This is a genomic window from Ewingella sp. CoE-038-23 (assembly GCF_040419245.1).
Lineage (GTDB): Bacteria > Pseudomonadota > Gammaproteobacteria > Enterobacterales > Enterobacteriaceae > Ewingella > Ewingella allii.
This window is the reverse complement of sequence record NZ_JAZHOH010000001.1, coordinates 3,593,257-3,615,008: the sequence shown is the minus strand read 5'-3', so window position 1 is coordinate 3,615,008 and position 21,752 is coordinate 3,593,257. Positions and strand designations below refer to the sequence as shown.

General features: G+C 56.5%; 22 protein-coding genes. 11 read left to right on the top strand and 11 right to left on the bottom strand.

Going from position 1 to position 21,752, the window contains the following annotated elements; all coding sequences use genetic code 11:
* Positions 1 to 218: 218 nt before the first annotated feature.
* Together V2154_RS17400 and V2154_RS17395 are read left to right on the top strand one after the other, a co-directional pair.
* Positions 219 to 1,574 (top strand): 2-hydroxycarboxylate transporter family protein, encoded by a 1,356-nt coding sequence (locus tag V2154_RS17400; RefSeq protein ID WP_353503211.1) that lies wholly within the window; start codon positions 219 to 221, stop codon positions 1,572 to 1,574.
* Between the two features lie 137 nt (positions 1,575 to 1,711).
* Positions 1,712 to 3,352, top strand: a complete 1,641-nt coding sequence (locus tag V2154_RS17395; RefSeq protein ID WP_353503210.1) for an ABC1 kinase family protein — start codon at positions 1,712 to 1,714, stop codon at positions 3,350 to 3,352.
* Here V2154_RS17395 and nrdF read toward each other — a convergent pair.
* The 5 genes from nrdF to V2154_RS17370 form a co-directional block, all read right to left on the bottom strand.
* Entirely contained in the window at positions 3,349 to 4,332 is a 984-nt protein-coding gene (gene nrdF, locus V2154_RS17390; RefSeq protein WP_034792655.1) for a class 1b ribonucleoside-diphosphate reductase subunit beta, read from the bottom strand. The two genes, V2154_RS17395 and nrdF, sit on opposite strands and share 4 nt — an antisense overlap.
* A gap of 20 nt (positions 4,333 to 4,352) precedes the next feature.
* On the bottom strand, positions 4,353 to 6,515 hold the full coding sequence (gene nrdE, locus V2154_RS17385) for a class 1b ribonucleoside-diphosphate reductase subunit alpha (protein WP_353503209.1): 2,163 nt from the start codon (positions 6,513 to 6,515) through the stop codon (positions 4,353 to 4,355).
* Positions 6,497 to 6,901 (bottom strand): class Ib ribonucleoside-diphosphate reductase assembly flavoprotein NrdI, encoded by a 405-nt coding sequence (nrdI, locus tag V2154_RS17380; RefSeq protein WP_034792650.1) that lies wholly within the window; start codon positions 6,899 to 6,901, stop codon positions 6,497 to 6,499. The genes nrdE and nrdI overlap by 19 nt, the downstream gene beginning before the upstream one ends.
* Positions 6,902 to 6,911: 10 nt before the next feature.
* Positions 6,912 to 7,151, bottom strand: coding sequence for a glutaredoxin-like protein NrdH (gene nrdH / locus V2154_RS17375; protein ID WP_353503208.1), 240 nt, complete (start codon positions 7,149 to 7,151; stop codon positions 6,912 to 6,914).
* Positions 7,152 to 7,408: 257 nt separating this feature from the next.
* Entirely contained in the window at positions 7,409 to 7,840 is a 432-nt protein-coding gene (locus V2154_RS17370) for a carboxymuconolactone decarboxylase family protein (protein ID WP_353503207.1), read from the bottom strand.
* Positions 7,841 to 7,931: 91 nt separating this feature from the next.
* Here V2154_RS17370 and pdxR point away from each other — a divergent pair, with 91 nt between their 5' ends.
* Positions 7,932 to 9,392: a MocR-like pyridoxine biosynthesis transcription factor PdxR gene (gene pdxR, locus V2154_RS17365; protein WP_353503206.1), complete on the top strand. Its 1,461-nt coding sequence runs from the start codon at positions 7,932 to 7,934 to the stop codon at positions 9,390 to 9,392.
* 164 nt (positions 9,393 to 9,556) lie between these two features.
* On the opposite strand, the gene V2154_RS17360 is transcribed toward pdxR, so the two are convergent.
* On the bottom strand, positions 9,557 to 9,865 hold the full coding sequence (locus V2154_RS17360) for a DUF883 family protein (protein WP_034792638.1): 309 nt from the start codon (positions 9,863 to 9,865) through the stop codon (positions 9,557 to 9,559).
* 280 nt (positions 9,866 to 10,145) lie between these two features.
* Here V2154_RS17360 and V2154_RS17355 point away from each other — a divergent pair, with 280 nt between their 5' ends.
* Together V2154_RS17355 and V2154_RS17350 are read left to right on the top strand one after the other, a co-directional pair.
* Positions 10,146 to 11,342 carry an MFS transporter gene (locus V2154_RS17355; RefSeq protein WP_353503205.1) on the top strand — a complete coding sequence of 399 codons (1,197 nt, stop codon included), beginning with the start codon at positions 10,146 to 10,148 and terminating at the stop codon, positions 11,340 to 11,342.
* A gap of 148 nt (positions 11,343 to 11,490) precedes the next feature.
* Entirely contained in the window at positions 11,491 to 11,826 is a 336-nt protein-coding gene (locus V2154_RS17350; protein ID WP_034792632.1) for a DUF2002 family protein, read from the top strand.
* Positions 11,827 to 11,892: 66 nt separating this feature from the next.
* Here the strand turns inward: V2154_RS17350 and V2154_RS17345 are convergent, their stop codons facing one another.
* Together V2154_RS17345 and V2154_RS17340 are read right to left on the bottom strand one after the other, a co-directional pair.
* On the bottom strand, positions 11,893 to 12,780 hold the full coding sequence (locus tag V2154_RS17345) for an AraC family transcriptional regulator (protein ID WP_353503204.1): 888 nt from the start codon (positions 12,778 to 12,780) through the stop codon (positions 11,893 to 11,895).
* Between the two features lie 135 nt (positions 12,781 to 12,915).
* Positions 12,916 to 13,356 (bottom strand): DUF1198 domain-containing protein, encoded by a 441-nt coding sequence (locus V2154_RS17340; protein ID WP_353503203.1) that lies wholly within the window; start codon positions 13,354 to 13,356, stop codon positions 12,916 to 12,918.
* Between the two features lie 207 nt (positions 13,357 to 13,563).
* Here V2154_RS17340 and V2154_RS17335 point away from each other — a divergent pair, with 207 nt between their 5' ends.
* Positions 13,564 to 14,085 (top strand): class IV adenylate cyclase, encoded by a 522-nt coding sequence (locus V2154_RS17335; protein ID WP_353503202.1) that lies wholly within the window; start codon positions 13,564 to 13,566, stop codon positions 14,083 to 14,085.
* Here V2154_RS17335 and V2154_RS17330 read toward each other — a convergent pair.
* Positions 14,082 to 15,401 carry a lysine N(6)-hydroxylase/L-ornithine N(5)-oxygenase family protein gene (locus V2154_RS17330; RefSeq protein ID WP_353503201.1) on the bottom strand — a complete coding sequence of 440 codons (1,320 nt, stop codon included), beginning with the start codon at positions 15,399 to 15,401 and terminating at the stop codon, positions 14,082 to 14,084. The two genes, V2154_RS17335 and V2154_RS17330, sit on opposite strands and share 4 nt — an antisense overlap.
* Before the next feature lie 89 nt (positions 15,402 to 15,490).
* On the opposite strand from V2154_RS17330, the gene V2154_RS17325 reads away from it, so the two are divergent.
* Positions 15,491 to 16,372 carry a PhzF family phenazine biosynthesis protein gene (locus V2154_RS17325; RefSeq protein ID WP_353503200.1) on the top strand — a complete coding sequence of 294 codons (882 nt, stop codon included), beginning with the start codon at positions 15,491 to 15,493 and terminating at the stop codon, positions 16,370 to 16,372.
* A 17-nt stretch (positions 16,373 to 16,389) separates the two neighbouring features.
* On the opposite strand, the gene V2154_RS17320 is transcribed toward V2154_RS17325, so the two are convergent.
* Positions 16,390 to 17,259, bottom strand: a complete 870-nt coding sequence (locus tag V2154_RS17320) for a LysR family transcriptional regulator (protein ID WP_353503199.1) — start codon at positions 17,257 to 17,259, stop codon at positions 16,390 to 16,392.
* Between the two features lie 205 nt (positions 17,260 to 17,464).
* Between V2154_RS17320 and V2154_RS17315 the strand changes: the two genes are divergently transcribed.
* The 3 genes from V2154_RS17315 (at position 17,465) to ada (ending at position 20,718) form a co-directional block, all read left to right on the top strand.
* Complete coding sequence (locus V2154_RS17315) at positions 17,465 to 18,652, top strand: M20 family metallopeptidase (RefSeq protein WP_353503198.1); 1,188 nt, start codon at positions 17,465 to 17,467, stop codon at positions 18,650 to 18,652.
* Positions 18,653 to 18,673: 21 nt separating this feature from the next.
* Positions 18,674 to 19,465, top strand: coding sequence for a transporter substrate-binding domain-containing protein (locus tag V2154_RS17310; protein ID WP_353503197.1), 792 nt, complete (start codon positions 18,674 to 18,676; stop codon positions 19,463 to 19,465).
* 170 nt (positions 19,466 to 19,635) lie between these two features.
* Positions 19,636 to 20,718: a bifunctional DNA-binding transcriptional regulator/O6-methylguanine-DNA methyltransferase Ada gene (gene ada, locus V2154_RS17305; RefSeq protein ID WP_353503196.1), complete on the top strand. Its 1,083-nt coding sequence runs from the start codon at positions 19,636 to 19,638 to the stop codon at positions 20,716 to 20,718.
* Here ada and fos read toward each other — a convergent pair.
* A complete protein-coding gene (gene fos, locus V2154_RS17300; RefSeq protein WP_353503195.1) occupies positions 20,705 to 21,115 on the bottom strand; it encodes a fosfomycin resistance glutathione transferase in 411 nt (136 codons plus the stop codon). The two genes, ada and fos, sit on opposite strands and share 14 nt — an antisense overlap.
* A gap of 96 nt (positions 21,116 to 21,211) precedes the next feature.
* Here fos and V2154_RS17295 point away from each other — a divergent pair, with 96 nt between their 5' ends.
* Entirely contained in the window at positions 21,212 to 21,748 is a 537-nt protein-coding gene (locus tag V2154_RS17295) for a GNAT family N-acetyltransferase (RefSeq protein WP_353503194.1), read from the top strand.
* The last annotated feature ends 4 nt before the right edge of the window (positions 21,749 to 21,752 follow it).

The window sequence follows — 21,752 nt, the reverse complement described above, 5'->3', positions numbered from 1 at the left end:
GCCGTGCGCCGCGGGGCTTAATAGCCACAATAATAAAAAGGCTAAAGGCGCGATTTACTACAAAGCTGATAAGCTTTGCAGCCTAAGTAACATTAACGCCATTAAAACCATTACAACCTTTAAATCAGCGATTTTAATTTGAACAGCCTCACAACGATGCGGGGTCGCTATTTTCTATCCTCATTACTAATGAAGTTTTAAAGTATGAGGAAAGTATTATGAGCACCACTGATGATTCCTACGTTGTTGTGAAAAAGAAGGAAACCCCGGCCGTTTCTACCAAGGAGCGCTGGTGGCATATCTTGGATAACTACAAGATAGGGATCATTCCGCTGCCTTTCTTCCTACTGGCGGGCGTGCTGATTCTGCTTGATTGCCTGAATGGCAAACTGCCGAGCGATATCGTGGTGATGGTGGCGACGCTGGCCTTCTTCGGCTTTGCCTGCGGCGAGTTCGGCAAACGCCTGCCTATCATCGGCAAGCTGGGCGCAGCGGCAATCTGCGCCACCTTTATTCCTTCCGCGCTGGTGCACTACGGCCTGCTGCCGGACGTGGTGGTCGACTCGACGGTCAAATTCTATAAATCCACCAATATTCTCTATCTCTACATCTGCTGCATTATTGTCGGCAGCATCATGAGCATGAACCGTCAGGTGCTGATTCAGGGCTTCCTGCGGATCTTCATCCCAATGCTGTGTGGCGAAATCGTCGGCATGGTGGCCGGGCTGGCGATGGGCATGGCACTTGGCCTGCCGCCGTTCCAGACCTTCTTCTTCCTCATTTTGCCAATCATGGCCGGTGGCGTGGGCGAAGGTGCCATCCCGCTGTCGATGGGTTATGCGACCATTCTGCACATGGAGCAGGGCGTGGCGCTGGGCCGCATTCTGCCTATCGTGATGCTGGGTGGTTTGACCGCTATCGTGCTGGCGGGCGTGCTGAACCAAATCGGTAAACGCTATCCGCACCTGACTGGCGAAGGCCAGCTGATGCCAGCGAAAAACGGCCTGATTGGTCACGGGCTGGAAGAGTTCAAAGGCAAGCCTGACGTCAACGCGCTGGCCTGCGGCGCGCTGCTGGCGGTGCTGCTGTACATGGTGGGGATGCTGGGGCAGCGCCTGATTGGCCTGCCTGCGCCAGTCGGCATGCTGTTCGCGGCGGTGGTGGTCAAACTGCTGAACGGCGTGTCACCGACCATTCAACAAGGGTCGATGACGGTGTACAAATTCTTCCGCACGGCGGTGACTTACCCGGTGCTGTTCGCGGTGGGCGTGGCGATCACCCCTTGGCAGGAGCTGGTTAATGCCTTCACCATTTCGAACCTGTGCGTGATTGTGACCACGGTCTGCGCGCTGGTCGGCACGGGCTATTTTGTCGGCAAGAAAATCGGCATGCACCCTATCGACGTGGCTATTGTTTCTTGCTGCCAGAGCGGGCAGGGCGGCACCGGCGACGTGGCTATCCTGACCTCCGGCAATCGCATGGCGCTGATGCCCTTCGCGCAAATCGCCACCCGCATCGGTGGCGCAATCAACGTGTCGGTTGGCCTGCTGGTCTTGGCGAAATTCTTCGCCTGATTGCTCCTTGTGCGTCACCAAGGCCCGGTTAATCACCGGGCCTTTTTCGTTTTAGCATTTCGACGTTTATGCCACGCGGTGCGCTACACTGAGAGTATGAAATTTGCCGCAACCACACTTCAGGGACGGAGCTGTATATGTTGAAAATGATGTACGTGACGGTGCGCGACCGCGCCAGACTCAAGCAGATCACCGAGGTCTTAATTCGCTACGGTTTGCAGGATCTGCTCGCCATCGTAGGGCTAGGCGGTTTGGTGAAATCGCGTCTGGCCACCAATGATGAGGCTGATATCCAGACTATGCCGCAGAGGCTGCGCGCCGCGCTGGAGGCCCTCGGACCGACCTTTGTGAAGTTCGGCCAGATACTGGCGACGCGCTCCGACCTGCTCGACCAGCGTTGGATTGATGAGCTGGACAAGTTGCACAGTCAGGCGCAGTTTCTGCCGTGGGAAGCTATTCGCGAACAGGTGAGTCGCGACTTAGGCGGCGACCCGCAGCAGGTTTTCGCCGAGTTTGATTTAGAACCTTTGGCGGCGGCCTCCATGGCGCAAATCTACCGAGCCCGGCTGCACAGTGGCGAAGAGGTGGTGGTTAAAGTTCTGCGGCCTGAGCTGGAGAAAACCATTCAGGCCGACCTGCGCCTGCTGGCCTATCTGGCGGATACCGCCGCCGAGCAAAGCCCGATGATGGCGCGTTTCCGCCCGCAGCAGATTGTCAGGACGCTGGAGATTGCCCTCAACCACGAATTAGATCTCAGCCACGAGGGCTACAACTGTCGGCAGATCGGCGACTATTTCCGCGATCGGCCGGAGATCGTCATTCCCAAGATCTACAGCGAATTCTCTTCGCCCCGCCTGCTGGTGCAGCAATATTTGCCCGGCGTCTCGCCCTCTAACCCAGCGGATTTGATCGCCGCAGGCTTTGACCGCCCGCTGCTAGCGCGGCGCGGGGCCATCGCCTTTATGAAAATGGTGCTGGATCTGCGCCTCTACCATGCGGATCCCCATCCGGGGAACCTGATGGCGCTGGCGGGGGATAAAGTCGGTTTTATCGATTTCGGCATGGTGGGTAGCCTCTCCGAGCGGCGGCGCAATCAGCTGCTGCTGTTGCTGCACGCGCTGGTGGAGCGCGACACGGCGGGGATCGTCAACACGCTGGTGGCCTGGACCGACACCGACGCGGTGGATTTGATGGACCTAGAGCTGGCGGCGCAGAACTTCTTTGACCGGCAGCTTTCTGCCCCGATGACCCTCGGCGGCGCGTTAACCGATTTCCTGCTGATGGCCCGCGAGCATCAGCTGATCCTGCCGTCCGATCTGGTGCTGCTATTCAAGGCGCTGATCACCGCCGACGGCGTGCTGCACCGGCTGGATCCGCAGTTTGATATTGTCGCCACGCTGCGCCCGATGCTGGAAAAAATGATGCTGCAACGCTTCTCCCCGGAGGCAACGCGCCAGCGTCTGGTGAATTTGGGTATTGAAGCCGTGGAGGCCAGCGAGGAGTTGCCGCAAACCCTGCGGCTGATCACCCAGCGGCTGAAAAGCGGCAGGCTGCACGCCGGAGTGGAGATCAAAAACCTCAGTGAACTGAGCCGTTCGCTGGAACGCTCGGCCATTACGCTGGCGATAGCCATCGTCACCGCCGCCTTTGCGCTGGGCATCGCGCCCTATTTGATGAATTCGACCGTCAATCTATGGGGAATTCCGTTGTTCCCACTGTTGGGAACAACGGTGTGTATCGCGGGGTTGGTGCTGTTGGTGCTAAGACTGCGGCGTTAGAAGTCCCAGTCTTCGTCTTCGGTATTCACCGCCGTGCCAATCACGTAGGACGAGCCGGAGCCGGAGAAGAAGTCGTGGTTTTCATCGGCGTTTGGCGACAGGGCTGACAAGATGGCCGGGTTGACATCCGCCATGCTGGCCGGGAACAGAGCCTCATAACCCAGATTCATCAGCGCCTTATTGGCGTTGTAGTGCAGGAACTTCTTCACGTCCTCGCTCCAGCCCACGTCGTCATATAACTCTTCGGTATAGCGAATTTCGTTGTCGTACAGATCCTGAATCAGATCAAACGCCTGCGCTTTGATCTGCCGCTGGCGCTCTTCGCTTTCCAAAGCCAAGGCCTTCTGGAACTTATAACCAATGTAATAGCCGTGCACGGCTTCATCGCGAATGATCAGGCGGATCAGATCGGCGGTGTTGGTCAGCTTGGCGCGGCTGGACCAGTACATCGGCAGATAGAAGCCGGAGTAGAACAGGAAAGATTCGAGGAACACGCTGGCGACTTTCTTCATCAGCGGATCTTGCCCGTCATAATAGGAGAGAATGATCGCCGCCTTGTTTTGCAGCGCGACGTTCTCTTCGCTCCAGCGATAAGCTTCGTCTACGTCCGAGGTGGCGCACAGCGTGGAGAAAATCGAGCTGTACGAGCGGGCGTGCACCGCCTCCATAAAGCAGATATTCGAGTACACCGCCTCTTCGTGTGGCGTGACCGCGTCTTTCATCAAGGTCGGCGCGCCCACCACGTTTTGCACCGTGTCGAGCAGCGTCAGGCCGGTAAATACGCGGATAGTCAGCTGCTTCTCTTTTGGACTCAGCGTGGCCCAAGAGGGAATGTCATTGGACAGCGGCACCTTCTCCGGCAGCCAGAAGTTGGAGGTCAGGCGATTCCACACCTCCAAATCTTTATCATCCTGAATCTTGTTCCAGTTGATGGCTTTGCTAATTGGCTGCGGAACTAATAATTGTTTTACTGCGCTCATTTTTAAGTCCTTTCAATCGATCACAGTGTGCAAGACACGCAACCCTGAACTTCAGTCCCGGCCAGCGCCATCTGGCGTAGACGGATGTAATAGATAGTTTTGATGCCTTTGCGCCAAGCGTAAATCTGCGCTTTGTTGATGTCGCGCGTGGTGGCGGTGTCGCGGAAGAACAGCGTCAGCGACAGCCCCTGATCCACATGCTGCGTGGCTTCGGCATAGGTATCGATGATCTTTTCCGGCCCAATCTCATAGGCATCCTGATAGTAATCAAGGTTGTCATTGGTCATAAACGCTGCCGGATAGTAGACGCGGCCAATCTTGCCCTCTTTGCGGATCTCCACCCGTGAAACAATCGGGTGAATGCTAGAGGTCGAGTTATTGATGTAAGAGATAGATCCGGTCGGCGGCACCGCCTGCAAGTTCTGGTTGTACAGCCCGTGCTGCATCACCGAGGCTTTCAGTTCTGCCCAGTCTTGAGTGGTAGGGATGTGAATTCCCGCCTCGCTGAACAGCTCGCGCACGCGATCGGTCTTCGGCTGCCACTTCTCTGCCTGTGCTTCATCGACATATTTGTCAAAGTAGCTGCCGCTGGCGTAGGTCGAATCCTCGAAGCCTTTAAAACGCTGATTGCGCTCAATTGCCAACTGGTTAGAGGCGCGCACCGCGTGATAAGCCACGCTGTAGAAATAGATATTGGTGAAGTCCAAACCGGCTTCGGAACCGTAATAAATGCGTTCGCGGCACAGATAGCCGTGCAGGTTCATCTGCCCAAGGCCGATGGCGTGGGAGTCCTGATTGCCCTGATCGATAGAAGGCACCGAGCGGATGTTGCTCATGTCGGAGACCGCCGTCAGCGCGCGGATAGCCATTTCTACCGTTTTGCCGAAGTCCGGCGAGTCCATTGCCGAGGCGATATTCAGCGAGCCGAGGTTACAGGAGATATCTTTCCCCACCTGCTGATAAGAGAGGTCTTCGCCATAAATCGTCGGCGTGTTGACCTGCAAAATCTCGGAACAGAGGTTACTCATATTGATGCGACCCTTGATTGGGTTCGCGCGGTTCACCGTGTCTTCAAACATCATGTACGGGTAACCGGATTCAAACTGAATCTCTGCCAAAATCTGGAAGAACTCACGGGCGTTGATTTTGGTTTTATGGATGCGCTTGTCATTAACCATTTCACGGTATTTCTCCGTGATGCTGATTTCAGACATTGGCACGCCGTAGACCTTCTCCACGTGATATGGCGAGAACAGGTACATATCTTCATTGTTCTTCGCCAGCTCAAAAGTGATATCCGGGATAACCACGCCGAGAGACAAAGTCTTGATGCGGATCTTTTCGTCGGCGTTTTCGCGCTTGGTATCCAGGAAACGCAGGATGTCCGGGTGGTGCGCGTTGAGATACACCGCGCCCGCGCCCTGACGTGCGCCGAGCTGGTTGGCGTAGGAGAAGGCGTCTTCCAGCATCTTCATAATCGGAATGACGCCGGAGGACTGGTTCTCAATGCGTTTAATCGGCGCGCCGACTTCACGGATGTTGGTCAGCATAAAGGCCACGCCGCCGCCGCGTTTGGACAGTTGCAGCGCCGAGTTCACCGAGCGACCAATCGACTCCATGTTGTCTTCGATGCGCAGCAGGAAGCAGGAGACCAACTCGCCGCGCTGCTTTTTGCCGCAGTTGAGGAAAGTGGGCGTGGCAGGCTGGAAGCGGCCAGAGATGATCTCATCCACAAAGTGCCCGGCGAGGGCGATATCGCCCTGAGCCAGCGTCAGCGCCACCATGCACACGCGGTCTTCGTAACGCTCAAGATAGCGTTTGCCGTCGAAGGTTTTCAGCGTGTAGCTGGTGTAATACTTGAAGGCCCCCAGAAAGGTCTGGAAGCGGAATTTTTTGGCATAAGCCTGTTTAAACAAACGCTTAATGTCTTCGAAGGCGTACTGATCCAGCACCTGCGCTTCGTAATAACCTTCTTCCACCAGATAACGCAGCTTTTCCGCCAAATTGTGGAAAAACACCGTGTTTTGATTCACGTGCTGCAGGAAGTACTGGCGCGCCGCAAGCCTGTCTTTGTCGAATTGGATACGGCCTTCGGCATCGAACAGATTCAACATCGCGTTCAGAGCGTGATAGTCCGGGCTGCTGGTGTCTGCCTCGGTAAGACTCATTTCTGTCGTTGCCAAAATTCAGTAACTCCCTGTGTAACCTTTGCAACGTCTTCCGGCGTACCCAGTAATTCAAAGCGATACAGGTAAGGCACCTGACACTTTTGGGCGATGATGTCACCGGCAATACAATACGCTGCGCCGAAATTAGTGTTTCCGGCGGCGATAACGCCGCGGATAAGTGAACGATTGTGTTCATCGTTCAGAAAACGAATGACCTGCGTGGGCACTGCGCCCTTGGCTGAGCCGCCGCCGTAACTCGGCACCACCAGAATGTAGGGCTGAGTGACGCGTAACTTCTCTGGCTGGCGGTCAATCGGAATTCGAATCGCCGGCAGACCTGTCCTGCCGACGAAACGATGAGTGTTCTCTGAACTGCTGGAAAAATAGACCAACGGATTCATCCGCCTGGCCTCAGAACGCGGTTTGCAGTTGGCGCAATGCGCTGATTTTGTCTGGGCGGAAGCCAGACCAGTGGTCGTCACCGGCCACGATCACCGGCACTTGCTGATAACCCATGGCGCGAACCTGACCCAGTGCTTGCGCATCCTGCGTTAAGTCGATGACTTGGTAGGCGATGCCTTGCTTATCTAAAGCGCGGTAGGTGGCGTTGCATTGGACACAGTCTGGCTTGCTGTAAATAATAATGCTCATGATTCGTATTCCCATCCATAATGAAATCAGAGACAATTTTTGCCCGGTCGCTGTGGCGATGGCTTCAGCAGTTAGGGGGCGCGGGTGTCGGTGCTTGAGTCGCGTCCCGACGAATTGAATACTAGATGTGGTGATTTAAATTATCAACCATACAATATGTAGATATTTTAATTTTGCTTATTGCAAAAATGACAAAGCCCGCTGGGTGCGGGCTGAAGAGGGTGAGATTATTTTTTAAGCAGAGATTAACGGGTCATTTATTGACGCATCCCCACCGCAAGACGGTTAAACGCATTCATCAGACCAATAGCAAAAGTCAATTCAGAGATTTCAACGTCGCTAAATTGCGCCTTTAATGGCTCATAATCGCTATCCGCTGCGCCGGTGGCAGCAATCAGCGTCAGGCTCTCTGCCCATGCCAGCGCCGCGCGCTCCTGTTCGGAATAGGCGTGGCTGACACGCCATCCCGCCAGTTGATCCAATTTTCCCTGTGGGTATTCCGCCTTGCGCAGCGCCTTCGCGTGCATATCCAGACAGTAGGCGCAGCCGTTGATTTGCGATACGCGCAGGAACACCAGCTCAATGATGATGTTGTCCAACGGGCCTCTCTCCAGCGCGCCAAGGGCGGCTTTCATCGGTTCCATCACGCTGGCGGACAGTTGGTAGTAAGGCAGGCGAAGCTGGGTCATGTTGATCTCCTCTTGGGTTGATAAGAGATACTTTAGCCGCCGCATGGACTATACTACAGAGCCATAAAATCACTTTTTGATAGGGCCATGAATGTCCGCGTTTTCGGCTTCCTTCCAGCTCGATCCCCAGCTCTCCGCGCCACTCTATCGGCAGATTTATCAGCGCTTTAAGCAGGCTATTATGCAGAATCAGCTACAGGCCGGAGAGCGCGTGCCCTCGGCGCGCAGCCTGGCGAGCGAGCTGGGCGTCGCCCGCGCCACGGTGGATAACGCCTACGGCCTGCTGATGGCGGAAGGCTTTTTGCAGAGCCGCGGACAGGCGGGGACGCGCGTCAGCCTGTCGCTGCCGACCCTTTCCCCCTTACCGGAGCGCGTCCCCGAGCCGCCGCGCTTTACGGTTAACCCGATGTTGCCCAATAGCCGGCCTTTTCCTCTGGAACTTGGCCTGCCCGCGCTTGACGCTTTCCCGCGCGCTATCTGGTCGCGCATCGTGGCGCGGCAAATTCGCCATACGCGAATCGAGGATCTCGGCCACGCGCCGCTCAACGGCGATGCCGCTCTGCGCCATGAAGTAGCGGCCTACTTGCAGTTGTCGCGCGGCTTCTCTTGCCGACCGGAGCAGGTTTTCATCTGCTCGGGCTACGCGGCGGTGCTGGATTTAGTCATAGGTAGCCTAATGCAGCCGCAGGACGGCGTTTGGCTGGAGGACCCCGGCTATCCGGTGACGCAGGCCTTTTTCCGCGCGGCGGGTGCCACGCCGATGGGCATCCCGGTGGACGGCGAGGGGATGGACATCGACCACGCCGTTCAGCACTTCCCGCAGGCGAAATTTGCCGTTGTCACCCCCGCGCACCAAAGCCCAATGGGGGTATCACTCAGCCTGTCGCGGCGCATGGCGCTACTCGACTGGGCCGCCAGCCGTGAGGCGTGGATCATCGAAGACGACTATGACAGTGAGTTTCGCTATCAGGGACAGCCGCTGCCGTCGCTGAAAAGCCTCGATGCTCGGGGGCGGGTGATTTACGCCGGGACCTTTAGCAAGGTGATGTTCCCCGCGTTGCGTCTCGGCTATGTGGTGGTGCCGGAAAAGCTGGTGGATAAGGTCAGTGATTATTGCCATTTGCGCGGCTGTGCCAGCCCGAGGCTGATGCAAACCGGCGTGGCTGAGTTTATCGCGCAGGGCCATTTTTATCGCCATCTCAAGCGTATGCGCCAGCTGTACGTCGAGCGCCGGGCCTTTTTGACTCAGGCGCTGGCGGCGCGTTTTCCACGCGACCAGCTGTGGGTTAATCCACAGGCCGGGGGGATCCAGCTGTGCGCCAATTTGGCCGCCAGCTTCGACGATGCTGCCATTGCGCGCCACGCCCGCTCGCAGGGGCTGGCCATTCAGGCGCTGTCAGATTGGCAAGTGGAGCCGAGGGAGAAGGGCGATGCGCTGAGGCCAAATGGCTTACTGATCGGCTTCCCCAATATTCCCAATCAACAGCAGGCAGATAAGTTGGTCGACAAATTAGCGGCGATATTGGTTGAGAGCGCGGAGCGAAGAGAATAGTCGGAAAGGAATGTTAGAAGGATAGATATAGAAAACGGGGCCAAAAGGCCCCGCTTCTAAGCGGAATAATGAGGGGGTCAACTTCCGCTCAGGTGCTGGTACCCGACACAGGAATTAGCACCTGTCCTACTTACTACTCAGGTTACTTCTGCTTACCGAGGCGCTTAGCGGCGACCCAGTAAAACACCGAGCACGATACCTACGGCGGCACCGACACCGACGCCGTGCCACGGATTATCTTTCACGTAGTTGGTCGCCTGGTTAGCCGCGTCAATCGCGTGCTGCTTAATGTTGCTGTTGCCGTTAAAGCGGGCACGAGCATCGCGTAAAACGCCTTCGGCTTTGCCGCGAATTTTTTCCAGCTCATCTTTCGATTTAGCGCCCGAAGATTGCAGCACCTCGTCAAGGGTATCGGCCAGCAGAGTTACATCCTCATTAATGTCTCGTTCTACTTTTTCTGATTTCTTAAACATTTGGCTCTCCTTGTTTGAACTGTACTTTAAGCATAGTCCAAAATGCTGCGATGGAAGGATCCATAGGGGAATCACCCGCGATTTTCGGCGATATTAGCGGTTCTGACTATGAAGCGGCACCAGTCCCCACGCGGCTTAGCGTGACGTGGCTCAGACTTTTCTGTAAGTGGAGAAAGGTTTTACAGCAGATAACATTTTTCCCCGGCAATTAGATTTCTACTTCTGCCAAACCTGTTTATCCTATAAATATTCAATCTGTGATCTCCGTTCGGGTTCTCCCATGTCAGTAAGTACGCTGCGCACCAATCTGCAATTAAATAAACGCATTTTGTCATTCATGATATTCACCTTTGTCTGCTATCTGACCATCGGCTTGCCGCTGGCGGTGCTGCCGGGCTTTGTGCATAACACGCTGGGTTTTAACTCGGTATTGGCTGGGCTAATTATCAGCGTGCAGTACTTCGCAACGCTCATCAGCCGCCCGCACGCCGGGCGCTATGCCGACCAGCTCGGGCCGAAAAAGGTGGTGCTGTTTGGCCTGACTTGCTGTGGTATCAGCGGCGTGTTCTACATGTTGGCGGTGCTGCTGGCGGGATATCCGCTGGTCAGCCTGCTGATGCTGTGCGTCGGCCGCCTGTTCTTGGGCGTGGGCGAAAGCTTTGCCAGCACCGGCACCACCCTGTGGGGTATTGGCGCGGTAGGAGCTATGCACACGGCGCGGGTGATTTCATGGAACGGCGTCGCTACCTACGGCGCGATGGCGGTGGGCGCGCCGCTGGGCGTGATGCTCAATGCGCATTTTGGCCTGACCGGCGTCGCGGTGCTGCTGGTGTTGTCCGTGCTGCTGGCCCTCTGGCTGGCGAGCCGTAAGCAGGATATTTCTGTTACGACGGGTAAGAGGATTGCGTTCAAAGCCGTGCTGGGGCGCATGTGGTTGCACGGTTTGGGCCTTGGCTTCGGTACCGTGGGTTTCGGGGTGATCGCCACCTTCATCACTCTCTACTACGCGGAGAAGAACTGGAGCGGCGCGGCTTTCACCCTGACCCTGTTCAGTCTGGGCTTTGTGGGCATTCGCCTAATTCTTGCTAATACTATTAACCGCTTCGGCGGCCTGCGCGTGGCGCTGGCCTCCTTCCTGTTCGAAGCTCTGGGCCTGCTGATGATTTGGCTCGGCACTGACCCTATCACCGTTCAGCTGGGCGCATTGCTGACCGGCTGCGGCTTCTCGCTCATCTTCCCGGCTCTCGGCGTCGAGGCGGTGAAGCAGGTACCGCCGCAGAATCAGGGCACTGCGCTGGGGACGTACTCGGCGTTTCTCGACCTCGGTTTGGGCCTGACCGGGCCAATTGCCGGCCTGCTGATCGCGCACGCGGGCACCCCGTCTATCTATCTGGCGGCGGCAATTATGGTGGTATTGGCATGGTTAATGACCTTGCGGCTGTGGGCCAATGCCAAAGCGGCTCCGCCTTCGGTCTGAGGGCGAAAAACCATAGCGTAAAACGCCGGGAATTTATCTTTATTGGCTTTAGATAAATCCTAAAGAGGCCAAATCTCGGGATAAAGTGGTTATTCAGGCGGATGAATACGGTAAGGTCGCTCTGCGGTTAAAGAAGCGAGGAGCAACCATGTATTTACGGCCAGATGAAGTGGCGCGCGTTCTAGAGAATTCAGGTTTTGAGCGCGATTTTGTTGATGATAAAGCCTACGGTTACCACCGGGGTGAGCACTACGTGTATGTGAACCGGGAAGCGCGGTTTGGTCGGACTGCCCTGGTGATACATCCGGCGCTGAAAGAGCGCAGTGAACGTTTCGCCGAGCCAACGGCCTCTTTTCGCAGTAGTCAGGTTTACACCCGTTTCCCGCTGGACGTCGCCAGTGAAAACGAAGCCTATTACGGCATCTGCCACGGTTTCAGCTCACGCCAAATTTTGGCGAGTTATCTCGAAAACGTCTTCCGCTAAGGCGGTCGAAAAGAAAATAGCGCTGAAAATTCAGCGCTATTTTTTTGCCTATGATTGGGCGAACGGCTATTTCAGCGGCAGCAGAATGTCAGTTTGCTGGGTGTGCTCCGGCAACTCTTGGTCAAGCTGCAAATAGCGGAAATAGACTGGGAAATCGCGCAGCTCTTCACCACTTTGCGGCAGCCACTGGCGATACAGGTTGTAGACCGTTTCACTGATGCGATCGTATGAACCCACGTGGCGCACCACGGCGCAGCGGCCGCCGGGCAGGGTTTTACTGATAACTCCCTGCGAATTAGCCGGGACTTTGCCCTGCGCCTGCGGGTTGAGTTCGCCACAAATGTCAAAGCGAAACTCCTCGCCCGGAGTGACCAGCGGGTCGTTATAAGGCACGCCGTAGGTGCCTTGCGTTGTGTAATCTGACAGCCCCGAGGCTTTGCGCCACTCAATAAAGGTCGCCACCGAGTTGCTGACCCGCATTGGATCGCCGTGGTGCTCCAGCACCGCCACCGGTATCGGCTCAACTTCAATAATTTTTACGTCCATCTTCTCCATCCTCTTCTGGGTTTCCATGCCGGGAAACTGGAAATGTTTATGCCAGTCCATCCATACGGGTGCCTTGCGGAACTCGCTGGGGGTCAGGCCAAAGGTATGCTTGAAGGCGCGGGAAAAGGACTCCGGGTTTTCAAAACCGGCATCTAACGCAATATCAATAATCTTGTCCGGCGACTGCTGAACCAGCCGGTACGAGGCGCGCTTGAGGCGCATCAGCGTGATATAGCGGCTGACGCTCACCCCGCAGAACTGGCTGAACTGGCGATGAAAGTGGAACCGCGAGAAGCAGGCCACTTCGCTGAGCTGTTCAACCGTCAGCGCGCTGTCCAGATGCTGTTCAATAAAATCAAATACCTGCTCGAAACGCCGGGCGTAATCATCAAATTTGTCGTTATTCATTTTCCCTCTCTTCAAGACACCATTTTGCCAGCGGCGGGAGGAGTCATCCTGACTGAGATTGCTCTTTTCAGTGCCAGAAACAAAAACGGCCCATATAAGGGGCCGTTTCGCGCTGCACTAACCCAGAGTCAGGCTTCAGACTAAGTGGATCTGATTATAGGTTTCATTGTACTGACGGCGGAACTGCGCCAACTCGAACGGTTCGATATCCAGCTCGGAGAAGTAGAACAGCGCCAGCTCGGCATGCTCGCTGGAGAGCTGCGGCGGCAGGTGCGCGCGGATCAGAATTTCGCGCCATTTGATCACGTTTTCTTCCGAAGCGTCTTTAATAAAGGTGTGGTAGATAAACACCACATAGGCCGCCTTGCGGATCTCTTCGGCATAGCCGCCGCTGATGGAGCGGGTAAACATCTGGCTCTGGCGCTTGCCCATTTCTAACAGCATGGAATCGATATAAACCGACTTAATTTTTAGCAGGCTGGCAAGGGAGTCATTCGCCTTACGGGTATCTGCGGTCATGAACCAATAGCCAACGATAAACACGACAACAACTGCAGCTAACATAATCCATATCATTCTGGACGCTGGCCTCCGGCCTTTGACTGACGTAATGAGAAAGGTGCGCGACACCCGATAGTGCGAGTTTATCTGGTTATTACCTGAAAAGCTTAAGGAGAAAATCAAGAATTTGCGCCGCGTCGATTAACCTTACCGATGTCACTGTTGTTTCATCATGATAGGGTAAAACGGCTTACTTTTATGGAATGCTCTTAAGGAGATAGCATGGCCAGAAATGTCGAAATAAAAGCCAGAATTGATGATTTTTCAGCGATGTATGAAAAGCTTGCCTTACTGGCTGATGGTTTACCGACACTGATTGATCAAGATGATACTTTCTTTGTTTGCCCGCACGGCCGCCTCAAGCTGCGCACCATTGCAGCAGATCGCGGTGAGCTGATCTTCTACCAGCGGCCGGATCAGTCCGGGCCGAAAACCAGTTTCTACACCCTGACCGAAACCGCCGATCCCGACGGGCTACGCCATACCCTGACGCTGGCCTACGGTGCGGCCGGGCGGGTTATCAAACAGCGCACTTTATTTATGATTGGTCAGACGCGGCTGCATTTGGATCGCGTCAAGCATCTCGGCGACTATCTGGAGTTTGAAGTGGTGTTGGCCGACCACGAAACCCAAGAGCAGGGCGTGGCCATTGCCGAAGATCTGCTGGAAAAGCTGCACATAGACCGTCAGGAGTTAATCGATCAGGCCTATGTGGATCTGCTAAAAGCCAAAGGCCGGCACTAGTTGCCGCTCCACCACTGCACCAGCGACGGGCCGGGGCTGAGGTCGTAATGCGCTTCGCCCAGCAGGTGGTTGAGAATTTTCGCCGAGCGCCACGCGGTCAGCGTTAGCTGGCCTTCGGCGCTGCCGTGGCTATGGATTCCGGCGTTCACCGCGTAAATGCGGTTGTTGGCCGGGCCTTCCCATTGCAGGTTGAAATTGGGCCGCAGCGGCAGGTGCTGCTCGCGGTCATAGGGAATGCGGTCCAGCAGCGGCGCGAGGTAATCCGGCAGGGCCGGGCGGTAGCCGGTGGCCAAGATAACCACGTCAGCGTCGAATTGCTCCTCAACATTCTCCAGCCCGTGCAGCGCCTGTAGGCGATAGCTGCCGTCAGCCTGCTGGCGAATGGCGTCCAGCGCGCGATGCGGGAACAGGCGAACATTGCGCGGCTGATGCAGCACGTCAAACTTGTGGTAAAGCTGCTTATAGATGGCTTCCAGCGTGTGGTAGCTGATGCCGTCCGAAGGCAGTTTCTGGGTTTGAATCTCGCGCTCGCGGATCTCTTCCGGCAGGGTGTAGAAGTAATCCACGTATTCCGGCGTGAAATACTCATTGGTGAAAATCGACTCATCCAGCGGCTGGAAGTTGGGGCGGCGCGACAGCCAACTCAGCTCGGCGAACTCACCCCAGTGGCCGTCAAGAGCGTTGAGCACGATGTCAGCACCACTCTGGCCGCCGCCAACAATCATCACTCTTTTGCCGGTAAAATCATGCTCGCGCAGCTCAATCTCGGCGGCGTGGAAACACTGTTTGCCCAGCGCCGCGCGGGCGCTTTTCGGCACCCAGGGCGCGTGGCCGGTGCCCAGACAGATGTTGCGCGCCCGGTGATCGCCCTGCGGGGTGTGCACCACAAACTCTTCGGCAGCGTCGTCAAAGTCGATGGCGTCCACCGGCTGGGAGAAATGCAGATTGTCGATGCGGTCGCAGGCCCACTGTAGGTAGTCAGAGAACTCATCGCGGCTGATGATCAGCTGCTCGGTGGCGAGGAAGCGATAGATTTTCTTCTGCTCCACCAGATAATTGATAAACGAGAATTCGCTGCGCGGCGCGACGGTGGTCACCAGATCCTGCAACACGTAGGTCTGCATGGTGGCCGTCGGCAGTAACATGCCGGGGTGCCAGCGGAAGGCGTCATTGGCATCGAAAAAATGGCTGGTCACTTTGCCGGAATCTTTTGCCAGCGCCGCCAGACTCAGGTTGAAAGGCCCAATCCCGACCCCTATCAGGTCAACTGCTGTACTCTTTTCACTGTTTTTAGACATAAATGGCATGGTGGACATACAAGTCTCTTTTGACTTTCGGATGCAGTAATCATAGAACACTGCTTTGAATGTGGATTTTTAATCGCTGAAATTAGACAGGATCTCTCATGACCCGCACACGCCGTTTTAAGCAAGTCGATGTATTTACTGCTGTTCCACTCAAAGGCAACCCGCTGGCTGTTATCTTCGACGCCGACGACCTGAGTGATGAACAAATGAGCGCCATGGCGCGCTGGACCAATCTTTCGGAAACCACTTTTGTGCTTAAACCGACCGACCCGGCGGCGGATTATCGGGTGCGTATTTTCACCCCGGACACGGAGTTCCAGTTCGCGGGCCACCCGACCTTGGGCACGGCGCACTCGCTGCTGGAGGCGGGATTGAAGCCAAAAAACGCGGGTCATTTGATTCAGGAGTGCGGCGTCGGGCTGGTGCCGGTCAAGATGCTGGAAGAGGGCGGTTTGGCCTTCCGCGCGCCCCCTGCCAGCCTGTCAGCGCTGGCGGCAGAGCACCTGCCGCTGCTGGATAAAGCCTTAAAAGGGGCGAAACGCCAGCAGGACGCCGTGCCGGTGGCGGTCAACATGGGGCTGGGTTGGCTGGTGGTGCGCATGGAGAGTGCCAAAGCCTGTCTCGCCGCGCAGTTTGACGCGGAGGCCTTGCAAGAGATCGTACATAAGTCAGGGATGCACGGTTTGGCGATCTTCGGCCTGCATGACCAGGACGGCCCGGCGGATTATGAGCTGCGTGCTTTGATTATCGAGCAGGGCGTGCTGATTGAAGACCCGGTGACTGGCAGCGCCAACGCCTGTCTGGCACGGGTGCTGAAGTCTCAGGGCTTCCCGGACGGAGCGCAAACCGGCGAACGCTATCAGGTGCGTCAGGGCACCATTCGCCAGCGCGAAGGCTGCGTAGCGGTGGAGTACATCGACGGCGAGCCTTGGATTGGCGGCAATACCTGCACGCTGATTGACGGCACCGTCACTCTCTAAATTTTAGTTGCTGTGAATCAATTTCTCGCCTCGTCGTGCAGCGCCATTTGCATCAAATGGATAAACGGCTGCATCACCGGCGAGGTGTCCAAATTATGGCGGTGAAGCAGCCAGGTTCGGTTCTTCACCGTTTTGCCATCGACCGTGATCGGGCGGCGATAAAGGTGCTCGGCCAGAGGTAAGTAGCTGGCGACAATGGCATAACCCAGCCCGTGCTCGACCATCGCCAGACAAACCTCCAGCTTATCGACCTCCATCGCAATGTTCGGCGCATGGGAGAAATTGGCGTTCCACCAACGCTCAATCAGTTGGGTGACGTGCGCGCCGTGGTGGATTTTTATCTGCGGCATTTGCGGCAATAAAGAGAAGTCGAAATCCTGTCGGTTCACTAAAAAATAGTCGTCCTCCTCCACCAAATGTTTGCCCTCTTTCCAGCTAAAGTCGTCCTTCACCAGCGCCATGTCGATTTCGTTTCGCAGCAGCTTTTGGAAGATCTGTTCGCTAAAGCCACTCATCACGTGAACGCGAATGCCGGGATGGCTTTGCTGAAACTGTTTGAGCAGGGCGGGCAGGCGATAAGCCGCGTAGTTGCTGGAGACGCCGAGGGTGATCTCCCCCTGCTGGCCGCGCTCCATGCTGTGCAGGGTGATTTTCAACTGCTGCAAATCCGCCAGCACCTTCAGAGCGTGCTGGGCGAGATACTCCCCCTGCGCGGTAAACACCAGCCCCTTTTGCCCGTCGGCGAACAGCCGAATCGCCAACTTGCGCTCAATTTGCCGCAGGCGATAACTCAGCGCGGGCTGCGAGGTGTAAAGCTGCTCGGCGGCGCGGGTGATATTTTTATGTTGATAGACCGCCCTAAGAATCAGCCAATCTTTTTCATTCATTGCCGCCCCGTTCCCCGTTTGTTGATGAAATGCCTCAGCCATAAAATAATTTTTGGCTAATAAGCGCAACAGATAAAAAGGCTCAATTGGACGCTTTCGGCAAAAAGCCCTATTTCTGAGGGTGTTCGTCCTGCTCTGAGAAGCATGTCCATGGCGGCGGGCGAAAATAATTTTTGGTTTTTTGCACCACGGCAGGGAAAACAACATGGCTTTTTGCACCATAACAGAACATAAAAATCGCGTGATTGGCGCGGTTGACCAGCTTTCGGATGAGGTAACGCTGCTGGCGCTAAACCTGCATGCCAATCCTGAATTGAGCTTTGAAGAGGTGAAGTCCGCCGCCGCGCTGATTGCGCCGCTGCGCGCCGCTGGTTTTAGCATTGAAGAGGGCATTGGCGACCTGCCGACGGCGTTTCGCGCCACTTTCGACAGCGGCAGGCCCGGCCCGACCCTTGCACTTTTAGCCGAATATGACGCGCTGGAAGGTCTGGGCCACGCCTGCGGCCACAACCTGATTGGCACGGCGTCAATCACCGCCGCACTGGCCTTAAAAGCCTGCGGCGAAGCCCTGACCGGCAAGCTGGAAGTGATTGGTACACCCGCAGAAGAAGAGGGCGGCGGCAAAATTATTCTGGCAAACCTGGGCTATTTCGACCACGTGGACGCCGCGATGATGTTCCACCCGCGAGATAAAACCATGGTGACGCGTGGCGGCCTGGCCTGTGTCGATGCCACCTTTAAATTTTACGGCAAGGCGGCCCACGCGGCGTCGGCGCCGCAAAACGGTATCAGCGCGCTGGACGCGGTGATTCACACTTTCGTCGGCATTAACGCCCTGCGCCAGCTGTTCACCGATGACGTCCGCGTCCACGGCATCATCACCAACGGCGGCAGCGCCACCAACATCGTTCCGGCCTATGCCGAGGCGAAATTCCTGATGCGCGCCAACACCGTCAAAGGGCTGGCTATCGTCAAACAGAAAGCGTTTGCCGCCGCGCAAGGGGCGGCCGACATGAGCGGCGCGCGGCTGGAAATCGAAGAAGGACTGACCTACGCCGAGCGCAATAACAATCAGACGCTGGCCGGTTTCTTCCAACAGAACCTGGAGATACTGGGTGTGGAAGTGGTGCCACCGCCACTCAGCGGCGGCATTGGTTCCTCTGATATCGGCAACGTTAGCCAGATCACAGCGGCCATCCACCCTTATCTGCGCATTGGCGATGTGCTGCCGCATACCCCGGAATTTGCCGAAGCCGCGGGCTCTCCGGCCGGACTGCAAACCATGCTACAGGCCGCCAAGGCGCTGGCGATGACCGCGGTCGACCTGTATCAGGACCCGGCGATGCTCAGCGCGGTGCGCGAAGAGTTTTCACAGTGGCATTCACAGCGATAACCTTGGGAAAGAGAGAACATAATGATGAGAAAAACACTGGTTTTGGCGGCTTTCGGCCTGATGATGAGCAGCATGGCGCACGCCGAAAGTGAGACGCTGCGCGTCGGCGCGGATCTGGCTTTCCCGCCTTTTCAGTTCCGTGATGCCAGCGGCAACCCGAGCGGCTTTGAAATTGACGTCACCAACGCCATTTGCAAGGCGGTTAACGTCAAATGCGAATACGTGGTGAGCAGCTTCGATGCCGAGATCCCCTCGCTGATGGCGAAAAAGGTCGATTTCATCTCGCCACAGGGCGCGACCGAAAAGCGCCGTAAAGTGATTGATTTCAGCGACTTCGTGTTCCACATCCCGACCAAACTGGTGGCCCCAAAAGGCAGCCCGCTGCTGCCAACGCCGGAGTCTCTCAAAGGCAAGCGCGTGGCGGTGCAGCAAGGGTCGATTCAGGAGATGTATGCCAATACTTTCTGGCTGCCGAAAGGGGTAGACGTGGTGGCTTACGCCGATCAGGACACTATCTATCAGGACCTGATTGCTGGGCGCCTTGATGCCTCCCTCAGCCCCGGCGTGGCGGTGACCTTTGGCTTCCTCAACAAGCCGGAAGGCAAAGACTTCGCCCTGACCGGCCCGGAAGTGCGTGACGACAAGCTGTTCAGCATCGGCTCCGCCTACGGCCTGCGCAAAGGCGATGACAAGGTAAAAGCCTTGCTCAACCAAGGGCTGGCGAAAATCATCGCCGACGGCACCTGGGAGAAAATCAAAACGCACTACTTTGGCAATTTAGAAATGGCGGTAAAACGCCCGGCAGGCCAGTAAGCTTCACCCCAACAGCCCTGATATCAGGGCTGTCGGATGACAGACATAATGACGAGCAGCCTCGACCCGTGCAGAATGAAAAAGCAAGAGTCGGAGGGGAGGAGAAAGCGCGTGGCGCTAGACTGGCCTCACTGAATGCGCTTCACTCCGCCTAACAAGAGAGGTCTGTTATGTCAGCTAACCTGAAACATGATGTGCAAAACGATCCGCGCTGGCAGGCGGTGGTGAGCTGCGATGCCGCCGCCGACGGCCAGTTTGTCTATGCGGTGAAAACCACCGGCATCTACTGCGCGCCGTCTTGCGCCTCACGCCAGCCAAACCCTGAAAATGTGCAATTCTTTGGCGACGCCGCCAGCGCCGAGCAGGCCGGGTATCGTCCTTGCAAACGCTGCCGCCAAGGTATGATCTCGCTAGCGCAGTTCCACGCCGAGCGCATTGCCCAAGCCTGTCGCCTGATAGAGCAGGCCAGCGAGCCTTATCCGCTGAAGCAGCTGGCGAGCGACGTCGGCATCAGCGCTTACCACTTCCATCGCCTGTTTAAAGCCCATACTGGCGTGACTCCCAAAGAGTATGCGCAGGCCCTGCGCGGCAAACGCCTGCAACAGAACCTGTCGCAGGATGGGCGGGTGACGGATGCGATTTACCAGTCTGGCTATGCTTCCGATGGCCGGTTTTATGAGAATGCCACGGCGACCTTAGGCATGACACCAAAAGCTTTCAAAGACGGCGGGCGAAATGTCGAAGTGTGGTTCGCCGTCGGCCAGTGCTCTCTGGGCCATATTCTGGTGGCTGAAAGCGCGCGGGGGATTTGCGCTATTTTGCTGGGGGATGACCCGGACGCGCTGGTGCAGTCGCTTCAGCAGCGTTTCCCGCACGCCGTGCTACAGGGGGCGGATGCTGAGTTTGAACAGCGGATCGCGACCATCGTCGGCTTTGTCGATGCGCCGGAAACCGGGCTGAACCTGCCGCTGGATATCCGTGGGACGGCTTTCCAGCAGCGCGTCTGGCAGGCGCTGCGCGACATTCCGCTCGGCAGCACGGCGAGCTATTCGCAAATCGCCGAGAAGATTGGCGCGCCGAAGGCCGTTCGCGCGGTGGCGGGAGCCTGCGCCGCTAACTGGCTGGCGGTGGCTATCCCTTGTCACCGGGTGGTGAAAAACGACGGCCAGCTTTCGGGTTACCGTTGGGGCGTTGAGCGCAAAAAAGCCTTGCTCGATCAAGAGCATAAAAGCCACGCGGCTAGTCGAAAATAGTCATTCCGGCATAAGGCTGGTTTCTACAGGCGGCCAGCCGATGGTGCAGGCTGCCGTCGTGGGCTTCCAGCTTATGGCCGTCCGGGTCAAGAAAATAGCAGGAGTCGCCCTGACTGCGGTTCTGCTTCCACTCAATCACGCCAGCCTCCCGCAACTTCTGCCTGAACGCCGCCATATGCTCACTGCTAATGCTGAACGCGTAGTGAGTGTATTCCTCGTGCGGCGTCGGCGGTTTGACCTGCTCCTTGCTCAGGCAGAGCCACAGGCCGGGTAGCGACAGATACGCGCCGTTGTCCCAGATGGCGTCCAGCTTAAAGCCCAGCAGATCGCGGTAAAAGGGCACGCTTCTCTCAAGATCGCGGCAAGAGAGGGTCAAATGATTGAAACCGGTGAACATTGTTGTCTCCTTTGAGTGAGGGACTCAGTCTATACTGGCGCGTTGACTTTTCGATGACGAAAGCCAAACCCAATAATAACTAAAGGATATCTTCCTGTGACGACTCTGGCTATCAGGGATGCACGAGCATCCGACGCGGCCGCACTGGCTCGCCTGCACGTGGCCGTATGGCGCGAAACTTATCGTGAATTAGCACCGGCCGAGGCGTTTGACGCACTGGATGAAGCCCGCCGTCTGGCTTTCTGGCAGGACAAATTCGCCAACCCGGCCCCAAGGCAGTTTGCTTTGCTGGCTGAGATTGATGGGCGACTGGTGGGGTTCACACTGGCGTCTGAGTCGAGCAATCCGCAGTTTGGCGAGATGGCCGAGATTAAGCTGCTGTATGTCGATACCCAGTATGCACGGCAGGGGATTGGCCGCTGTTTGTTAACTGAAATCGCCCAGCGCCTGAAAAAACATGGCTTTATCGCCGCCGGATTGGGCGTGGTGGTGGGGAATCAACCCGCCATTAACTTCTACACGGCGCTAGGGGGCCAAGAGGCCGGACGCTATACCGATTCCGGCCCTCTGTGGCTCTCCGACAATCTGATTTATGCGTGGCAAGACATCGATCAGCTGCTGCCTTCACGCTAAAACG